16 protein-coding genes (1 of these 16 running past the window's edge) are annotated in these 15,486 nt (G+C 71.1%); 9 read left to right on the top strand and 7 right to left on the bottom strand.

Annotated elements, in window-relative coordinates:
* A protein-coding gene (locus KSO97_RS02900) for a glutamate--cysteine ligase (protein ID WP_232676384.1) crosses the window boundary here: on the top strand, nt 1-114 show its final stretch. Its footprint begins 1,125 nt before the window's first position; 114 of the gene's 1,239 nt are visible here — the last part of the coding sequence; its start codon lies beyond the left edge, outside the window; the stop codon is at nt 112-114.
* Here KSO97_RS02900 and KSO97_RS02895 read toward each other — a convergent pair.
* Complete coding sequence (locus tag KSO97_RS02895) at nt 93-488, bottom strand: hypothetical protein (RefSeq protein ID WP_232676383.1); 396 nt, start codon at nt 486-488, stop codon at nt 93-95. The genes KSO97_RS02900 and KSO97_RS02895 overlap by 22 nt on opposite strands.
* 228 nt (nt 489-716) lie before the next feature.
* On the opposite strand from KSO97_RS02895, the gene KSO97_RS02890 reads away from it, so the two are divergent.
* Nucleotides 717-2,141: a wax ester/triacylglycerol synthase family O-acyltransferase gene (locus tag KSO97_RS02890; protein ID WP_232676382.1), complete on the top strand. Its 1,425-nt coding sequence runs from the start codon at nt 717-719 to the stop codon at nt 2,139-2,141.
* Nucleotides 2,142-2,161: 20 nt separating this feature from the next.
* On the opposite strand, the gene KSO97_RS02885 is transcribed toward KSO97_RS02890, so the two are convergent.
* On the bottom strand, nt 2,162-3,352 hold the full coding sequence (locus KSO97_RS02885; RefSeq protein ID WP_232676381.1) for a site-specific DNA-methyltransferase: 1,191 nt from the start codon (nt 3,350-3,352) through the stop codon (nt 2,162-2,164).
* A 92-nt stretch (nt 3,353-3,444) separates the two neighbouring features.
* Here KSO97_RS02885 and KSO97_RS18150 point away from each other — a divergent pair, with 92 nt between their 5' ends.
* The 5 genes from KSO97_RS18150 (at nt 3,445) to KSO97_RS02860 (ending at nt 9,099) form a co-directional block, all read left to right on the top strand.
* Nucleotides 3,445-4,719: a phosphodiester glycosidase family protein gene (locus tag KSO97_RS18150; protein WP_232676380.1), complete on the top strand. Its 1,275-nt coding sequence runs from the start codon at nt 3,445-3,447 to the stop codon at nt 4,717-4,719.
* Between the two features lie 91 nt (nt 4,720-4,810).
* Nucleotides 4,811-6,388, top strand: coding sequence for a DUF1800 domain-containing protein (locus KSO97_RS02875; RefSeq protein WP_232676379.1), 1,578 nt, complete (start codon nt 4,811-4,813; stop codon nt 6,386-6,388).
* A gap of 15 nt (nt 6,389-6,403) precedes the next feature.
* Nucleotides 6,404-7,675 carry a DUF1501 domain-containing protein gene (locus KSO97_RS02870; protein ID WP_232676378.1) on the top strand — a complete coding sequence of 424 codons (1,272 nt, stop codon included), beginning with the start codon at nt 6,404-6,406 and terminating at the stop codon, nt 7,673-7,675.
* Nucleotides 7,676-7,735: 60 nt separating this feature from the next.
* Nucleotides 7,736-8,341 carry a mismatch-specific DNA-glycosylase gene (locus KSO97_RS02865; protein WP_232676377.1) on the top strand — a complete coding sequence of 202 codons (606 nt, stop codon included), beginning with the start codon at nt 7,736-7,738 and terminating at the stop codon, nt 8,339-8,341.
* A 65-nt stretch (nt 8,342-8,406) separates the two neighbouring features.
* Nucleotides 8,407-9,099 (top strand): EthD domain-containing protein, encoded by a 693-nt coding sequence (locus KSO97_RS02860; RefSeq protein WP_232676376.1) that lies wholly within the window; start codon nt 8,407-8,409, stop codon nt 9,097-9,099.
* A gap of 31 nt (nt 9,100-9,130) precedes the next feature.
* Here the strand turns inward: KSO97_RS02860 and KSO97_RS02855 are convergent, their stop codons facing one another.
* The 5 genes from KSO97_RS02855 to KSO97_RS02835 all read right to left on the bottom strand — a co-directional run bounded on the left by KSO97_RS02855 (nt 9,131) and on the right by KSO97_RS02835 (nt 13,718).
* Complete coding sequence (locus KSO97_RS02855) at nt 9,131-9,886, bottom strand: hypothetical protein (RefSeq protein WP_232676375.1); 756 nt, start codon at nt 9,884-9,886, stop codon at nt 9,131-9,133.
* Between the two features lie 60 nt (nt 9,887-9,946).
* Nucleotides 9,947-10,771 carry a pyrroline-5-carboxylate reductase gene (proC, locus tag KSO97_RS02850; protein WP_308188249.1) on the bottom strand — a complete coding sequence of 275 codons (825 nt, stop codon included), beginning with the start codon at nt 10,769-10,771 and terminating at the stop codon, nt 9,947-9,949.
* Nucleotides 10,772-10,780: 9 nt separating this feature from the next.
* Nucleotides 10,781-11,716 carry a proline dehydrogenase family protein gene (locus KSO97_RS02845; protein ID WP_232676374.1) on the bottom strand — a complete coding sequence of 312 codons (936 nt, stop codon included), beginning with the start codon at nt 11,714-11,716 and terminating at the stop codon, nt 10,781-10,783.
* A gap of 194 nt (nt 11,717-11,910) precedes the next feature.
* Nucleotides 11,911-12,747, bottom strand: coding sequence for a sugar phosphate isomerase/epimerase (locus KSO97_RS02840; RefSeq protein ID WP_232676372.1), 837 nt, complete (start codon nt 12,745-12,747; stop codon nt 11,911-11,913).
* Nucleotides 12,744-13,718 (bottom strand): Ppx/GppA phosphatase family protein, encoded by a 975-nt coding sequence (locus tag KSO97_RS02835; protein WP_232676371.1) that lies wholly within the window; start codon nt 13,716-13,718, stop codon nt 12,744-12,746. Before KSO97_RS02835 ends, KSO97_RS02840 begins: the two co-directional genes overlap by 4 nt.
* 143 nt (nt 13,719-13,861) lie before the next feature.
* Here KSO97_RS02835 and KSO97_RS02830 point away from each other — a divergent pair, with 143 nt between their 5' ends.
* Nucleotides 13,862-14,623, top strand: coding sequence for a hypothetical protein (locus KSO97_RS02830; RefSeq protein ID WP_232676370.1), 762 nt, complete (start codon nt 13,862-13,864; stop codon nt 14,621-14,623).
* Between the two features lie 203 nt (nt 14,624-14,826).
* Nucleotides 14,827-15,468 carry a VOC family protein gene (locus KSO97_RS02825; RefSeq protein WP_232676369.1) on the top strand — a complete coding sequence of 214 codons (642 nt, stop codon included), beginning with the start codon at nt 14,827-14,829 and terminating at the stop codon, nt 15,466-15,468.
* Nucleotides 15,469-15,486: the final 18 nt, after the last annotated feature.

The raw sequence follows: 15,486 nt of genomic DNA, 5'->3' as shown, positions 1-15,486 counted from the left end.
GGCGACCGACGGCGACCTGGTCGCCGTCGTCGACTCCGTCGTCACCGAGCTGCGCGACTCGCTCACAGCCTGACGGCTGAGGCCGGGACCGCTCAGCCGCCGGCGCGGACGTAGGCCAGCGAGCGTTGGAGATCGCCGAGGTCGCGGTACCAGATGCGTACCTCGACCCGGCAGCGCACCCGGTCGAGACGGCGGTCGTACTCCGAGCACTCGGCGATCGACTCCGAGTCCGTCGGGGGGAAGATCTCCGACCCGTCGGCATAGTGGACACCGAAGCCGTTGGCCGCGTCACCGGTCACCTCGACGATGATCGGCCGCTCGGACGGCGTGCCGGCGCGTGGCGCCCGGTCGGTGGCGTCGGCGGCTCCGATGCCGGCGACGACCGTGACCACGAGTGCGGCCAGGACGGCGAGCGCGGCGAGCAGGTGGCGCGCCCTCAACCGTGCGCCGTGACGGGGTGCGGGCAGGTGGGCGAGGTCGAGTGTCATCAGAACTCCGAGAGGGCAGGGCCGGCGGGCCGGCGTGAGCGCACCGGCAGACGCCGGTGCGAGCGACCGACGCTAGGAACCCGCGCCGCCGTCCGACAGTGGGCGGCGAACCCCCTGTGGACCACCGGTCGATCCCGTGATCTGTCCGCCGAATCGGTGCGGTGTTGCGGTGCGTGCGTGCCGAGACGATGATCACCGCCACCCAGCCACCCAGCAAAGGGGCACCTCGTGGCCGTTCCCGTCGATCCGACCTCCGCCGCGTTCCTGCTCGCGGAGAACCGCAGCATGCCGATGCACGTCGGCGCTCTCCAGCTCTTCGAGAAGCCCGAGGACGCCCCGCGCGACTACGCGCGCCACATGTTCGAGCAGATGCAGGACGTCGCCGACAGCAGCGGGATCGCACCGTTGTTCCTGCGGCATCCGCACCGGTCGATCCGCACCGGCGGCCAGCTGGTGTGGCAACCCGACGACCAGTTCGACATCGAGCATCACGTCCGGCACAGCGCGCTGCCCAGCCCCGGTCGGGTGCGCGAGCTGCTCGAGCTCTGCGGCCGACTGCACAGCACCCGGCTCGACTGGGAACGCCCACTGTGGGAAGCCCACATCATCGAGGGACTCAACGACGGTCGAGTCGCCCTGTACAGCAAGATGCACCACGGGCTGATCGACGGCGTCGCGGCGATGCGGCTGCTCGCCAGTGTGCTGTCGGGCGATCCGGAGAAGCGCGAGATGCCGGCGCCCTGGGGCGCCAGGCCCCGGCCCCGCCCCGCTGCCGCCGATCGCCAGCAGGCCGACGACAGCAGGTCGCTCACCGACGTCCCCGTCAGCGCACTCCGCGCCGCCCTCGGCATCACCGCGGAAGCCGCTGGCATGCCCGGGGCGCTCGTGACCACTCTGAAGAAGGGCCTACGCAACGAGACCTCCGCGCTCTCCCTCTACGCCCCGCGCACGCTGTTCAACCAGCAGATCACCGGTTCGCGGCGCTTCGCCGCCCAGAACTGGCCGACCGAGCGGCTCCGTGCGATCGGCAAGGCGACGGGCACCACGATCAACGACGTCGTGCTCGCGATGTGCGCCGGCGCCATCCGCTCGTATCTGCTCGAGCTCGACGCCCTTCCCGACACGCCGCTGGTGGCGATGGTGCCGGTGGGCTTGAACGCCAAGCAGTCGCAGGTCGCCTCGGCCGACGGGGGCAACGCGGTGGGGTCGGTGATGGTCCAGCTCGCCACCGACAAGTCGGATCCCAGCGATCGCCTGCGCGCCATCCACCGCTCGATGAAGGACGGCAAGGAGGCGCTCTCGTCGATGACGCAGTTGCAGATCCTGGCGATGAGCGCGATCGGTCAGGCGCCGGCGATCCTCACTCCGCTGTTGCGCATGCAGGGCATCGTCCGGCCGCCGTACAACCTCATCATCAGCAACGTGCCCGGACCGCGCACCACCCAATACTGGAACGGCGCGAAGCTGGTCGGCAACTACCCGCTCTCGATCCCGATCAACGGCATGGCGCTGAACATCACCTGCACCTCCTACGACGGGCAGATGGCGTTCGGGCTGACCGGATGTCGCCGCACGGTGCCCCACCTCCAGCGTCTGATCGGCCATCTCGACGCCGAGGTGGCGGCGCTGGAGAAGGCCGCCGGGGTCGCCTGATCCGGCACGAGCCGGGGCAGTCAGCGGCCGGCGAGCCAGGCAGCTGCCGTGGTGGGCGCCAACTGAACCAGCTCACCCCCCTGACGACGCTCGACCGCGGCCAGCCGCTCCCGGGTGATGGCTGCGACGGTGGCGTAGCCGGCCTCGTGCGCGTTGGAGCCCGGGCGGGTCGGCTCGGCCGAGTTCACCGAGAGACACCGGCGCGTCCCGCCGTCCGCGGCGTTCGCGAGGGCGACAGCGTGCCCCGTCGTCCCGCTGCCCGCGAAGAAGTCGAGCACGCGCGCGTTGTCCGGCATGGTGGCGAGCACCCGCCGGATCAGCCCCGTCGGCTTGGGCGACTCGAACAGCGGGCCGATCAGGTCCTTGAGCTCGGCGACCGCGGTGTCGGTGGAGCCGATCTCCTCGGCCATCCAGATCGTGCGGAGCTTCTTGCGCCGTCCGGCATGCCACCAGTCACGCTGGAAGACGTCGACCCGATCGCCGCGGCGGCCACGTACCCGACGACACACCAGGTCATCAGGGCGCTCCTCGATACGCGGGCGACTCCAGCGCCACACCGCGGGCGCGCCGTCACCGAACACCGGCAGCACCTCGACAGCGCCGTCGAACGGGTGCGTGCGCACGTCGCCCGACTCGGGCGATCCCCAGATCGCGAAATGCAGGGTGGGCGAGGTGCGCGGGTTGAACTTCTTGTTGGTGTTGCGCAGCGGGAGATGCCGGAAGCGGCGTCCGTCCGGCGTCGTCTCGGGGAAGTCGCCGGGATCGACGGTGTCGGTCGTCGACGGTTCCAGGCCGCACGACCGCGCATCGCGCGCGTAGACCAGCAGGTACTCGTGGCTGGTGGCGAACCCGGGTCCGAGCTGGCGGCCCTTGGGGTTGAGGTTGACGATCACCTGCGCGAGGAACTGCGCCTCGCCGAAGACCTCGTCGAGGAGGAGGCGCAGGTGAGCGACCTCGTGGTCGTCGATGCTGACGAAGATCGCCCCGGACGGCGCGAGCACCTCCCGCGCGGCCGCCAGACGCGGCCGCATCATCGCCACCCAGGCGCCGTGGCGGCCGGCGATGCCGGTCTCGGTGCCCCGCACGTCGTCGGCATAGACGAAGTCGTTGCCGGTGTTGTAGGGCGGATCGATGTAGATCAGGTCGACGCTGGCAGCGTCGAGCGCGGCCAGGACCTCCAGGTTGTCGGCCTCGACGAACGCGTTCCCCACGCCGCACATCATGGACGACGGGCGGCGGCACCCGCGGAACACGGTCGCGCAAGATCCCACCGGGCAGAAGTGATCGACGTACCCTTGCGCGGGTGCGATCCTTCCCCTCGCTCACCTCTCGGGCCGTTCCGCTGAGTGTCGCCGCGCTGATCCTGGCCGCGGTGCCGACAGCGGCGACATCGACGGGTGCGGCACCTCGAACCGCGGAACCGACCCCACGTGCCGGCTACGTGCTCGGCACCGACGTGCCCCAGACCAGCGACGGCGTCGCCGGCCCGATCGCTCGTCCGGTCCCCGCAGCGGCACGCACCGGCAACGACACCTCCCTGCGTGCGCACTGGCAGGTCGCGCCCGGCGCGACGGTCACGAGCTGGGACACCTACAGCGCACGTGGACCGGTACGGATGCACCTGCTCGCCGTCGACTGGAAGCAGGCCGGGCTGCGGCTGGACTACCTCAACGCCGGCGCCGTCGCACGCACCGCCCAGGTCTCCTCCATGGTGGCGCAGGCGGGGGCGATCGCCGGCGTCAACGGCGACTTCTTCGACATCGGCGACACCAGCGCCCCCCTGGGCATCGGACGCGACCGCACGCGCGGGCTGCTCAACGGCCGCGTCAGCGGATGGAACTCGGCGTTCTGGGTCAACGCACGCGGCGTCCCCGACATCGGCCCGCTCACCCTGAGCGCCACCGTGCCGCAGCGTCCCGCTCTCCGGGTCGCGGGCGTCAATCCCGCCGTCGTGCCGTTGGGTTCGGTCGCGGCCTACACCCGTCACTGGGGCACGACCTCGGGCACGCGGATCGTCGACGGCCAGCAGAAGCAGGTGCGGATGCTCGCCATCGAGCGCGGCCGCGTGGTGCGCAACACCAACAAGCTGCCTCAGGGCAAGCCGATCCGCGGTTGGATGCTCGTGGGGCGCGGCGCCGGTGCCCGTCAGCTCGTGTCGATCCCGGTCGGCACCAAGCTGACGCTGCGCACCCGGGTGCAGGGAGCGCCCAAGGTGGCGATCACCGGCAACAAGTTCCTGGTGCTCGACGGCGTGATCCAGGTCGTCGACGACCGCGAGATGCACCCGCGCACCGCGGTCGGCATCGACCTCGACACCCACCAGATGCTGTTCCTGGTCGTCGACGGCCGCCAGAGCTTCAGCCGGGGCTACACGATGGTCGAGCTGGCCAACCTGATGATCGAGCTCGGTGCCGACGAGGCACTCAACCTGGACGGCGGCGGGTCCTCCACGCTGGTCGCGCGCACGCCGTCCGCGAAGCTCGCCGTCGTGAACTCGCCGTCCGACGGATTCCAGCGTCGGGTCGCGAACGGCCTCGGAATCAGCATCTCGACGCCGGCTCGTCGCCAGAAGAACTAGTCCCGGCCAGCCGAACGGTCACACTTGCCCCCGGCCTCCTGACAACGCCGCGACGGACGCCGATGATCGCTGTATGGGGAGAGAAGACACCGTGTCCAGGACCGAGCGTCGTCGTGCCCGTCAGGCGAAGGCGACCAAGGGCAGGAAGCGCGGCAAGGGCAAGCCGAGCCGGGCTCCGGTCAAGGCCGCGCCCGTGCCCGTGGTGAAGAAGACGGATTACACCGCTGGGTCCTACCCGGCGACGACGGTCCTCGCGGCCGGCGACCGGCACCTGGTCAGCCGCTTCTCCTACGGGACCACGCCCGAGCTCATCGCCGCCGTGAACGCCGCCGGCGGGGCGCTGCCCTGGTTCGAGGCGCAGATCGCCGATGCCGGGAGCACCGAGGACGAGAGCCTGGCCGACTGGTGGCCCGACCTGCACCTGTCCGCGGGCGAGATCCACCTGCGCAACCAGCTGCGGCTGCGCTACGACTTCAAGGTCATGTGGGACTACTCCCGCCGCCTGCTCCTGCGCCGCGGGGGCACCCGCCTCCAGGTGCGCGAGGTGATGACGGAGTTCTGGGAGAACCACTTCCACGTGCCGGTCGACCGGAGTTTCTACCTGCGGGTGCGCCGGCCCTACGGCGACCTGATGCGGGCGAACGCCTTCTCCTCCTTCCGCACCCTGCTGCCGGCCGCCATCGGCCACCCGGCGATGCTCATCTACCTCGACAACGCGACCTCGACCAAGACCCACCCGAACGAGAACCTGGCACGGGAGCTCCTGGAGCTGCACACCGTGGGCGTCGGCAACTTCACCGAGGACGACGTCAAGAACGCGGCCCGGCTCCTCACGGGCTGGACGGTGCGCACCTCCTCGCCCTACGACGCCTACCTCGACCAGGCCCAGCACCATGTCGGGTCGGTCAAGATCCTCGGCTTCACCCACGCCAACCGGGCCGGTGAGGGCATCGCCGCCACGGCCGCGTTCCTGGACTACCTGGCCCGCCATCCCGCCACCGCTCAGCGGGTGGCACGCAAGCTCGCGACGACGTTCGTCAGCGATACGCCGTCCCAGGCGCTCGTCGACGAGTTGGCGCGGGTCTACCTCGCCAACGACACCGCCACCGTCCCGGTGCTCCGCGCGATGATCGCGAGCAACGAGTTCAAGGGCGCGGTGGGAGCCAAGCTGCGCGACACCAACCAGGATCTCGTGGCCACCCTGCGCACGCTGGGAGTCGGCTTCCAACGCCCCGCCGCGGTCGATGACAAGTCGGGCGCCAACGAGCTCAACGGTGCCGCCAACCTGATGGGGCTGGGGCCCCAGGCGTGGCCGGCGCCGAACGGCGTTCCCCAGGTGTCCGGCGCGTGGGCCTCTCCCGGCCGCACCATGGCCTCGATGAAGCTGCACTGGCTCGTTGCGACGCGCAGCTGGCCGACGTTGCGGGTGACCCATCCGACACCCGCCTCCTGGATGCCCGCGGCCACGATGACCTTCCGCGATCTGGTCGACCATCTCGCCCGCCGCCTCCACGGTCGCGCATCGACCACCGCGCTGCTGCAGGCCGCCTGCCTGGCCACAGGCCTCACCCCGACCTCCACGCTGACGCGGAACTCCTCGGCGGCCAACGCCGCGATGCCTCCGCTGCTGGCGATGTTCCTCGACCACCCCGACCACCTCCACCGCTGACGCGAGGCGACGACCATGACTCTGAACTCCACCGCCGCCACGATCGCTCCGGGCGGGGCCGACTGCTCCTGCTCGGAGTTCCTCTCCGTCAGCCGGCGTGGCCTGCTCCGCAGCGCCGCACTCGTGGGCGCCGTCACCACGATCGGCAGCTCGGTCGTCACGATGTCGACCGGTGGCGCGTTCGCCGCGGCGCCGGCCCGTTCCGTCGTCGTCGTGCTCTCCCTGCGTGGCGCCGCCGACGGGCTCTCGCTCGTGGTGCCCCATGGCGACCCGGCGTACGCCGCGGCGCGGCCGACGATCGCTGTCCCGCGCGGCTCGCTGCTGGGGGCCGACGCCTACTTCGGGATGCACCCCGCGATGGCGCCCCTGATGCCGTTGTGGAACGCCGGCAAGCTGGCCGCCGTCCACGCCACCGGCCTTCCCGCGCCGAACCGCTCGCACTTCTCGGCGATGGAGCAGCTCGAGGACGCCGACCCGGGCTCGGCCGAGCGGATCGGGTGGCTCAACCGGCTGCTCGGCCAGGACACCGAGACCTCCGCCGTGCAGGGCCTGGCGATGGGCGCGATGATTCCGACGTCACTGCAGGGCGCGGAGAGCAGCCTCAGCATGATGTCGCTGGCCGAGGTCGGGATCACCGGCAACGACAGCAGCAACAAGCGCCTGAACTCGATGGCCCTGATGTGGGGCAACTCGCCCACGGCCTACGGCGCCGGCGTTCGCTCCGCCATCTCAGCGAGCACGGACCTCAAGACCGCCCAGGCCCTGCCGAACCGCAGCAGCACCTACCCCGACAGCGACCTCGGCCGCGCCTTGGCCGACGTCGCCCGCACCCTGCGCGCCGACGTCGGCGTCACGGCCGTCACGGTCGACTCCGGCGACTGGGACATGCACAGCGACCTCGGCACGGTCTCGGCAGGATGGATGGCGCGCAACGCCACCGACCTCGCCGGCGCGATCGCGGCGTTCTTCGCCGACCTGGAGGGCGTCGCCGACAAGGTCACCTTGGTGACGATCAGCGAGTTCGGCCGCCGGGTGCAGGAGAACGGGAGCCGCGGGCTCGACCACGGCTGGGGCAACGTGATGCTCGTCGCCGGCGCGGGAGTCAAGGGCGGCAAGTACTACGCGAAGTGGCCGGGGCTGACCAACTCCCTCGACGCCGACCTGCAGGTCACCACCGACTACCGCAGCGTGCTCTCCGAGATCGTGACGAGTCGGATGGGTGCGAGTCGCGCCGCGGTGTTCCCCGGCTTCTCCCCGCAGACCGTCGGAGTGATGGCCGGAGCCTGAGGCCGGACCCACACCGAGGCGGGGCATAGGCGCTCGCCCGCGCGGCCTACGATCGCGCGGGTGAGTGCCAAGCGCAGCTTCACCCGAGCCGAGCTCGAGTCCTTCCGCGACGCGGAGGTACCCGACCTCCTCCCGCGTGACGGTGTGGAGGGTGAGCCGCTGCGCCTGCTCTTCGTAGGGATCAACCCCGGCCTGTGGACGGCGGCGACCAGCACCCACTTCGCGCACCCGGGCAACCGCTTCTACCCCGCACTCCTGCGCGCCGGCATCATCACCGAGCCGATCGATCCGGCCGCCGGCATGACCGACCACGACCGTGCGTCGTTGCGACGACGCGGGATCGGGATCACCAACGTGGTGCGGCGAGCCACCGCGCGCGCCGCCGAGCTCTCCGACGACGAGCTTCGCGCGGGCGGCGCCGAACTCGCCGACCTCGTGCGGCGCAGGCGCCCTCGGGTGGTGGCGATCGCGGGCATCACCGCCTATCGGACCGCCTTCGGGCGTCGGAAGGCGACGATGGGGCGGCAGCCCGATGCCCTGCCCGATGCCGGAGACAGCGAACTGTGGGTCGTCCCGAACCCGAGCGGCCTCAACGCCCACGAGACGGTCGAGTCGCTGGCCCGGGCCTACGCCGGCGCCGCCCGCGCCGCCGGCGTGATCGGCTGACCCGGGCGCACCCGTCGAGTCGACCGCTCCCGAGCCTGGGGGCCCACTCCCTCTACGGTTGCGTCATGGCGAAGCTCATGATCGCGGTGCGCGGCGATGCCTCGGCGCTCCTCACCGCCGAGAACCACCGACCGCTGGCCGATGCCGGTGTCACCCGACTGCAGGTCAACCTCGTCGACGGCGACGTCGACGGGGCACTGCGGATCCCGTTCCTCGACCCGGCCGTCGACGCACTCGTGAGCCTGTGGATCGACGGCGACGTGGCGCCGAACGACCAGGCCGGTCTCGTTCGGTCGGTCGCCGACACACTCGCGCTCGACGTCGATCTCTGCCCCGGCTGGGAGGTCGAGGAGCGTGAGCCGATCGTGCCCCCCACCACACCGGACGGCGTGCGTCTGGACGCGCTCGCCAACGTGGCGCTGCTGCGACGTCCCGAGGAGCTCGAGGAGGCTGAGTGGCGGCACCGCTGGCAGGTCGACCACACACCGGTGGCGATCGCCACGCAGGGCACCTTCGGCTACGTGCAGAACCGTGTGGTGCGATCGGTGACGCCGCAGGCACCACCGATCGCGGCGATCGTCGAGGAACACTTCCCGATGGCTGCCCTCACCGATGTGCACGCGTTCTACGGCAGCGGCGGCGACGACACCGAGCTCGGCGACCGGATGACGCGCCTGATGACCAGCGTTGGGCGGTTCGGCGCGGACCGCGACATCGAACTCGTCCCCACCAGCCGCTACTGCTTCGCGCTGGCCTGATCCCCACCGGCCGGCAGGCGCCCGCCATCGGTCACCACGTGGTGCGGCGGACGACCCGGCCTTCGATGTCGGCCGCGAGGTAGCCGCCCTCGCGGTACTCGTTGCTGGCATAGGCCCAGATCCGCGACGGGTCGTCGTCGACGAATGCCGTCGACGGGCCGCGGACGACGACGTAGACGCTGGTCGGGTCCTCCACCAACGTGCGGGCACGCCGGCTCAGGCGTGCGAGCACCGCCGGGTCGACGTCGTCCAGGTCGACCCGACCGACGTGCGACGTGCCGAGATTGTCGTCGTCGCTGAGCTCGCCGTTCCAGTACAGCGACCGTGAGCGCAGTGTGCGCTCGTCCTCGGGCACCACGACCACCGCATAGTCGGGGTAGAGCGTGGCGTCGAAGACGGTCGTGCCGTAGCCCTCCTCGCGCAGGCCGGCCAGCAGCGCACGGAATCCTGCCGGGCTCAACACCTGCGGCGACTCCGGCTCGTCGTCGACCTGGAACGCGTCGCCGAGCCCGCTGAAGCCCGGGACGTCGACGCGGTCGCCTGCGTCGTCGTCGAGGAAGCCGACGGCGAACCCGAAGGTCGTCGCCGCGACGGCGATGATCACCCCGGCTGCGGCGGCCGGGCGTCCCGGACCCGCGCGGCGCGGCGACCCTGGCGCGAGCTCCTCCGGATGCGGCCGGTCCGGCCGAACCGTGACCGGCTGCGGGCCGGCGTCGGGCTGGTACTGCTCCCAGGTCGATCCATGCTCGTGATCGCCCTCGCCACCAGGCCCCGGTGTCGTGCTCACGACGGCAGCGTAGGGCTCGCGGCGACGTCCGTCAGCCCTCGGCGGAGGCCGGGCGTGGGGTCAGGAGCCCTCGGCGAGCTCGCGCGAGCGGTTGCGAGCGGCCTCCATCGCCGCCAGGAACGCAGCGCGCACCTTGTGCACCTCGAGTTCCCGCAGCGCCGACGCCGTCGTGCCGCCGGGCGAGGTCACCTGCTCGCGCAGCACGGTGGGGTGGGTCCCGGTCTCGCGGAGCATCTTGGCCGAGCCGACCAGGGTCTGGATCACCAGCTCCGACGCCGTGGCGCGCGGCAGACCCAGGTGGACGCCCGCCTCGATCATCGACTCGACGACGAAGAAGATGTAGGCAGGGCCGGACCCGGAGATCGCCGTGACGGCGTCCTGCTGTCGCTCGGGCACCCGCACGACGCGTCCCACCGAGCTGAGCAACGACTCGACCTCGGCGAGATGCGACTCGGTGCAGTGGGTTCCGGGCGAGATGCCGGACATGCCCTCGTCGACCAGCGCCGGCGTGTTCGGCATGACGCGAACGACCGCGACGCCGTCGGGCACGTGCTCCTCGATGGTGGCAGTCGTGATGCCGGCGGCCAGCGACACCAGCAGCTGCCCCGCACGCAACGACGGTGCGATCTCACGCAGCACCTCGACCATGTCCTGGGGCTTGACCACCAGGGCCACGGTCGCGGCAGCCGCGGCGGCCTCGACGTTGGAGACGACCGCGACCCCGTAGCGCTCCTCCAACTCGCGAGCACGCTCGGCGCGCTTCTCTCCGACCAGCAGCTGGTCGACCCGTCGTCCGGCGCGGACCAGCCCGGAGAGCAGCGTCTCGCCCATCACGCCGGCGCCGATGATGGCGGTGCTGCCGGGGCGTGCCGTTGCGGTGTCCACGTTCAGGTCCTACCTCTTGGAGATCAGCGAGCGCACGAAGAATGCCAGGTTCTGGGGCCGCTCGGCGAGACGGCGCATCAGGTATCCGTACCACTCCTGGCCGTAGGGCACATAGACCCGCACCGCCTCTCCGGCCGCTGCGAGTCGACGTTGCTCGGCCGGGCGTACGCCGTAGAGCATCTGGAACTCGTACGTGCCACGGGGGCGGCCGTAGCGGCTGGCCAAGGACGACCCGATCGCGATCATCCGCGGATCGTGGGTGGCGATCATCGGATACGCCTCACTGCCGAGCAGGATCTTCAGGCACCGTACGTAGGACTTGTCGACGTCGGCCTGATCGCCGTACGCGACGTCGTCCGGTTCGTTGTAGGCGCCCTTGCACAGCCTGACGCGAGATCCCTCGTAGGCCAGCGCGCGGCAGTCGGCCTCGGTGCGACGCAGGTAGGACTGCAGCACCGCGCCGGTCTCGGGGAAGTCCATCCGCAGCGCACGCAGCGTCGACAGCGTGCGGTCCGTGGTGGTGTGGTCCTCCATGTCGAGGGTCACGGTGGTACCCGTGTTGCGGGCGGCGCGACAGATCGCGCGCGCGTTCTCGAGAGCGACCCGGTCTCCGACGTCGGGCAGCGCCTGACCGATCGCCGAGAGCTTCACCGAGACCTCGGTCCTCCGGGCGAGTCCGGCGGCCGCGAGCGCTGCGAGCAGGTCGAAGTAGGCCTGCACGGTGCGGCCGGCCTGCTCCTCGTCCACGGTGTCCTCGCCGAGGAAGTCGAGGGTCACCGCGAGTCCCTCGCCCACGAGACCGGCGGCCGCCTCGACGGCGGCCTGTGTCGTCTCCCCCGGCACGTACCCGGACACCACTCCCGAGGTGAGCGGCAGCGAGGTCATCAACCGCTTCACGCCGCCGCTGCGGGCGAGCAGGAGGATCGGTTGACGCAACAGAGCCATGGTGCCCAGGCTAGTGGCACGTCCACGAAGTTCTGATGCGCTTCGCGCACCCCCGGCACGCACCCCGCGGCGTTGCCGACGCTTGCAAGACAACCCGGTATGGCTGCGCGCCGGCGCCTTGCGCTGCACGCACCGGGAGCACGCGAACCGTTCAGAACTTCTCGGACGCACCACTAGGTGATCTGGCCGCACCCCTACGGGGCCTGCTCGCCCGCCTCGCTCGGCGCCGGATTCCCCGTCGACGGCTCGCCAGCGGCGCGGAAGTGCGTGCGGGCGAACTCGAGCGACTCGCGCAGGTCGAGTTCGCGCTCCTCCCGGGTAGCGCAGCGACGGGTGTTGATCTCGAGCACGATGTCGCCCTCGAAACCGGTCGTCGCGATGTGCCGGAGGAACTCTGCGGCCCGCATGTGCCCACGGCCGGGTACCAGGTGCTCGTCCTTGGCCGAGCCGGTGCCGTCGGTCAGGTGCACGTGGCGCAGCCGGTCGCCGAGCCGGTCGGCCATCTCGACGACGTCGTCGTGGGCGATCGCGGCGTGGGAGAGGTCGATGGTGGTGTTGGCGTACGGCTCGTCGGACGGGTCCCAACCCGGCAGGTACATCTCCGCTCCGCGCCGCTTCGTGGCCCGCCAGGGATACATGTTCTCCACCGCGAACCGGATGCCGGTGGAGTTCTCCAGGGCCGCGATGCCGTCGACGAAGTCGCGCGCGTACTCCTTCTGCCACCGGAACGGCGGGTGCACCACCACGACCTCGGCATCGAGCGCATGGGCCATCTCGGCCGAGCGCTGCAGCTTGCCCCAGGGCTCGGTGCCCCAGACCCGTTGGGTGAAGAGCAGACAGGGGGCGTGCACCGCGCACACCGGCACTCCGTGGTGCTCGCTGAGCTGACGCACCGCGGTGGTCTGCTGGCTCAGCGCGTCGATGCCGACCATCACCTCGACGGCGTCGTATCCCACCTCCGCCGCGTAGCCGAAGGCGTGGGCGGTCGACTCGGGATAGACCGAGGACGTGGACAGCCCGATGCGGGTCACTGCGTCGGCTGCGCCGCGACGGCCGGGTGGTCGGCGTCGACCGAGGCCACGCTGAAGCGGTCGATCCGCTCGAGGATGACTCCCTCGCGCAAGGCCCACGGGCAGACCTCGAGCGCGGTCAGGTCGAAGATGTCCATGCACGCCTCGGCCACGAGCGCGCCCGGCACGATCTGATGGGTGCGACTCGGCGAGACGCCCGGTAGCTCTGCCAGCTCCTCACCGCTCATCGCGACCAGCTTGGGGATCCAGGCACGGAGCTCGGCGAGCGGCAGCGCGCGCGGAACCAGCGCTCCCTCACCGGACGGTGCGGCACCGCAGATGCGAGCCAGCGAGCGGAACGTCTTCGACGTCGCGGCGGCCCGGTGCGGCGTGCCGGCGCGCAGCAGGTTGCCGGCGTCGCGGGCGATCTCGGTGCGGATCTGCTTGCGGATGGCGCGCAGACCCGACTCGTCCTGAGCGCCGTCGAAATGGGCACGAGCCAGGCGGGCGGCTCCCAGCGGAAGCGACCATGCGACGTCGGGACGCTCGTCGCCGCCGGCCGCGATCTCCAGCGAGCCGCCGCCGATGTCGAAGACGGCGAGGCGGCCGGCCGACCAGCCGAACCACCGGCGTACGGCGAGGAACGTCAGACGTGCCTCGTCCTCGCCCGAGAGCACCGCGATGTCGACTCCCGTGCGCTCGCGGACGTGGGCCAGCACGGCGTCGGAGTTCACGGCGTCGCGCACCGCGGACGTGGCGAAGGAGAGCAACTCCTCGCACCCCTTCTCCTCGGCGACCACGAGTGCCTCGGCCGTGAAGCGCGTCAACGCATCGATGCCGGTCGCACTGACGGCGCCGTCCTCGTCGAGATGCTCGGCGAGCCGGAGCGGCTGCTTGTACGAGTAGGCCGGCAGCGGCGCCGCACCGTCGTGGGCGTCGACGACCAGTAGATGGCCGGTGTTGGAACCGATGTCCAGCACTCCCAGACGCATACGGCAACGCTACTCCTCGCCTGCCGCCACCAGTGGAGGTGCCCGACGTCGGCACCCCACGATCGTCGAGGTGCCCGAGGCCCGCCGCCCCTGGTGGACGAGCCTGTCGGGTCCACGCCGGGCCGGCCCGTAGCCTGATCCCCGTGGCCGAGGTCGATCTGGTGTTCCCGCGTGCCTTCGTGGAGTTCGTGAATCCCGCCGACGACTCCGAGATGATGCGGTGCGACCTGACCTGGCTCACCAGCAGCTTCACCTGCATCTTCGGCTCGGGGTGTCAGGGCATCTACGCCGACGCGCCCGACGTCGGGTGCTGCACGCTGGGCGCGCACTTCGCCGACGAGGCGGACGAGCAGCGCGTCGCCGGCTTCGTGGCCCAACTCGACGAGACCACCTGGCAGTTCCACCCGGGACGCACAGTCAGGACGGATGACTGGGTGGAGAAGGACGAGGACGGTGAGCGCAAGACCCGGGTGCACGTCGTCGACGGGCAGCAGGCATGCGTGTTCGCCAATCGTGAGGGTTCCGTGGCCGGCGCCGGCTGCGCCCTGCACAGCCTGGCGATCCGCCAGGGTCGTGAGCATGTCGAGACGAAGCCGGACGTCTGCTGGCAGCTCCCGATCCGGCGTCTGTTCCGCGAGGTCGAACGACAGGACGGCTCGACCTACACCGAGGTCACCATCACCGAGTACGACCGGCGCGGTTGGGGACCCGGCGGACACGATCTTGACTGGTACTGCTCGGGCAACACCGACGCCCACGTCGCCGCCGAGCCGGTCTTCATCACCCACGCGCCCGAGCTCGTGGCGCTCATGGGGCAGACCGCCTACGACGAGTTGGTGCGACACTGCGAAGCGCACGTGCGGTCCCGTTCCCTGCTCGCCCTCCATCCGGCGAGCCCGCGGTGACCGCGAGGGACGAGCGGTCACCGCGTGGGCGAAGGTCGAGCAAGCGCTCCGGCTGAGGCACGAAGCCGGAGCGCGCGCGCCGACACCCGGCGAGGTACCCACTCACCGCAGGTGAGCCATCCGCACACACCGCGACCTCTCGACGTCAAGACACCTCGACCCCGACGTCCGCTCCGCCTGAGTGAGCGCTGAGAATGGTCCGCATGCATCTCGACCATCTGTCGTACGCCGCCGGACCTGATGGTCTCAACGCCACCGCGGAGCGCATCGGCGCCCTGCTCGGCGCCAGCTTCACCGACGGCGGCATCCACCCGCGCTTCGGCACCCGCAACGTCACGCTCGCACTGGCCGACCACACCTACCTCGAGATCGTCGAGGCCCTCGACCACCCGGCCTCGGACAAGGCGCCGTTCGGCCAGGCGGTCAAGGCGCGTTCGGCCCTCGGTGGCGGCTGGCTGGGCTGGGTCGTGGCGGTCTCCGACATCACGCCGGTGGAGGAGCGACTGGGCCGCGCCGCGGTTCCGGGCAACCGGCACCGTCCCGACGGCACCGAGCTGACCTGGAAGCAGATCGGCGTCAACGGCCTGATCGCGGACCCGCAGCTGCCGTTCTTCATCCAGTGGACCGTGGACTCGGGCCTGCGCCCCTACTCCCACCCGGCCGACGACGCCCCCGCGCTCGCCTGCCTGGAGATCGCCGGCGACCCGCTCCGCGTCAGCGAGTGGCTCGGCGAGACCGTCGAGGCGCCGCTGGAGGACGTCAAGGTCGAGTGGGTCGCCCCGCACGGCACGCCCGGCATCCTGGCCGCCCAGTTCGAGTGCGCCGGCGGACTCGTCCGGATCTGATCGTCATCGGCTCGACCT

Source organism: Nocardioides sp. R-C-SC26, assembly GCF_021246465.1.
In the GTDB taxonomy this organism is placed as follows: Bacteria; Actinomycetota; Actinomycetes; order Propionibacteriales; family Nocardioidaceae; genus Nocardioides.
Note: the sequence above shows the minus strand (reverse complement) of the source record. Positions and strands in the feature narration are given on the sequence as shown.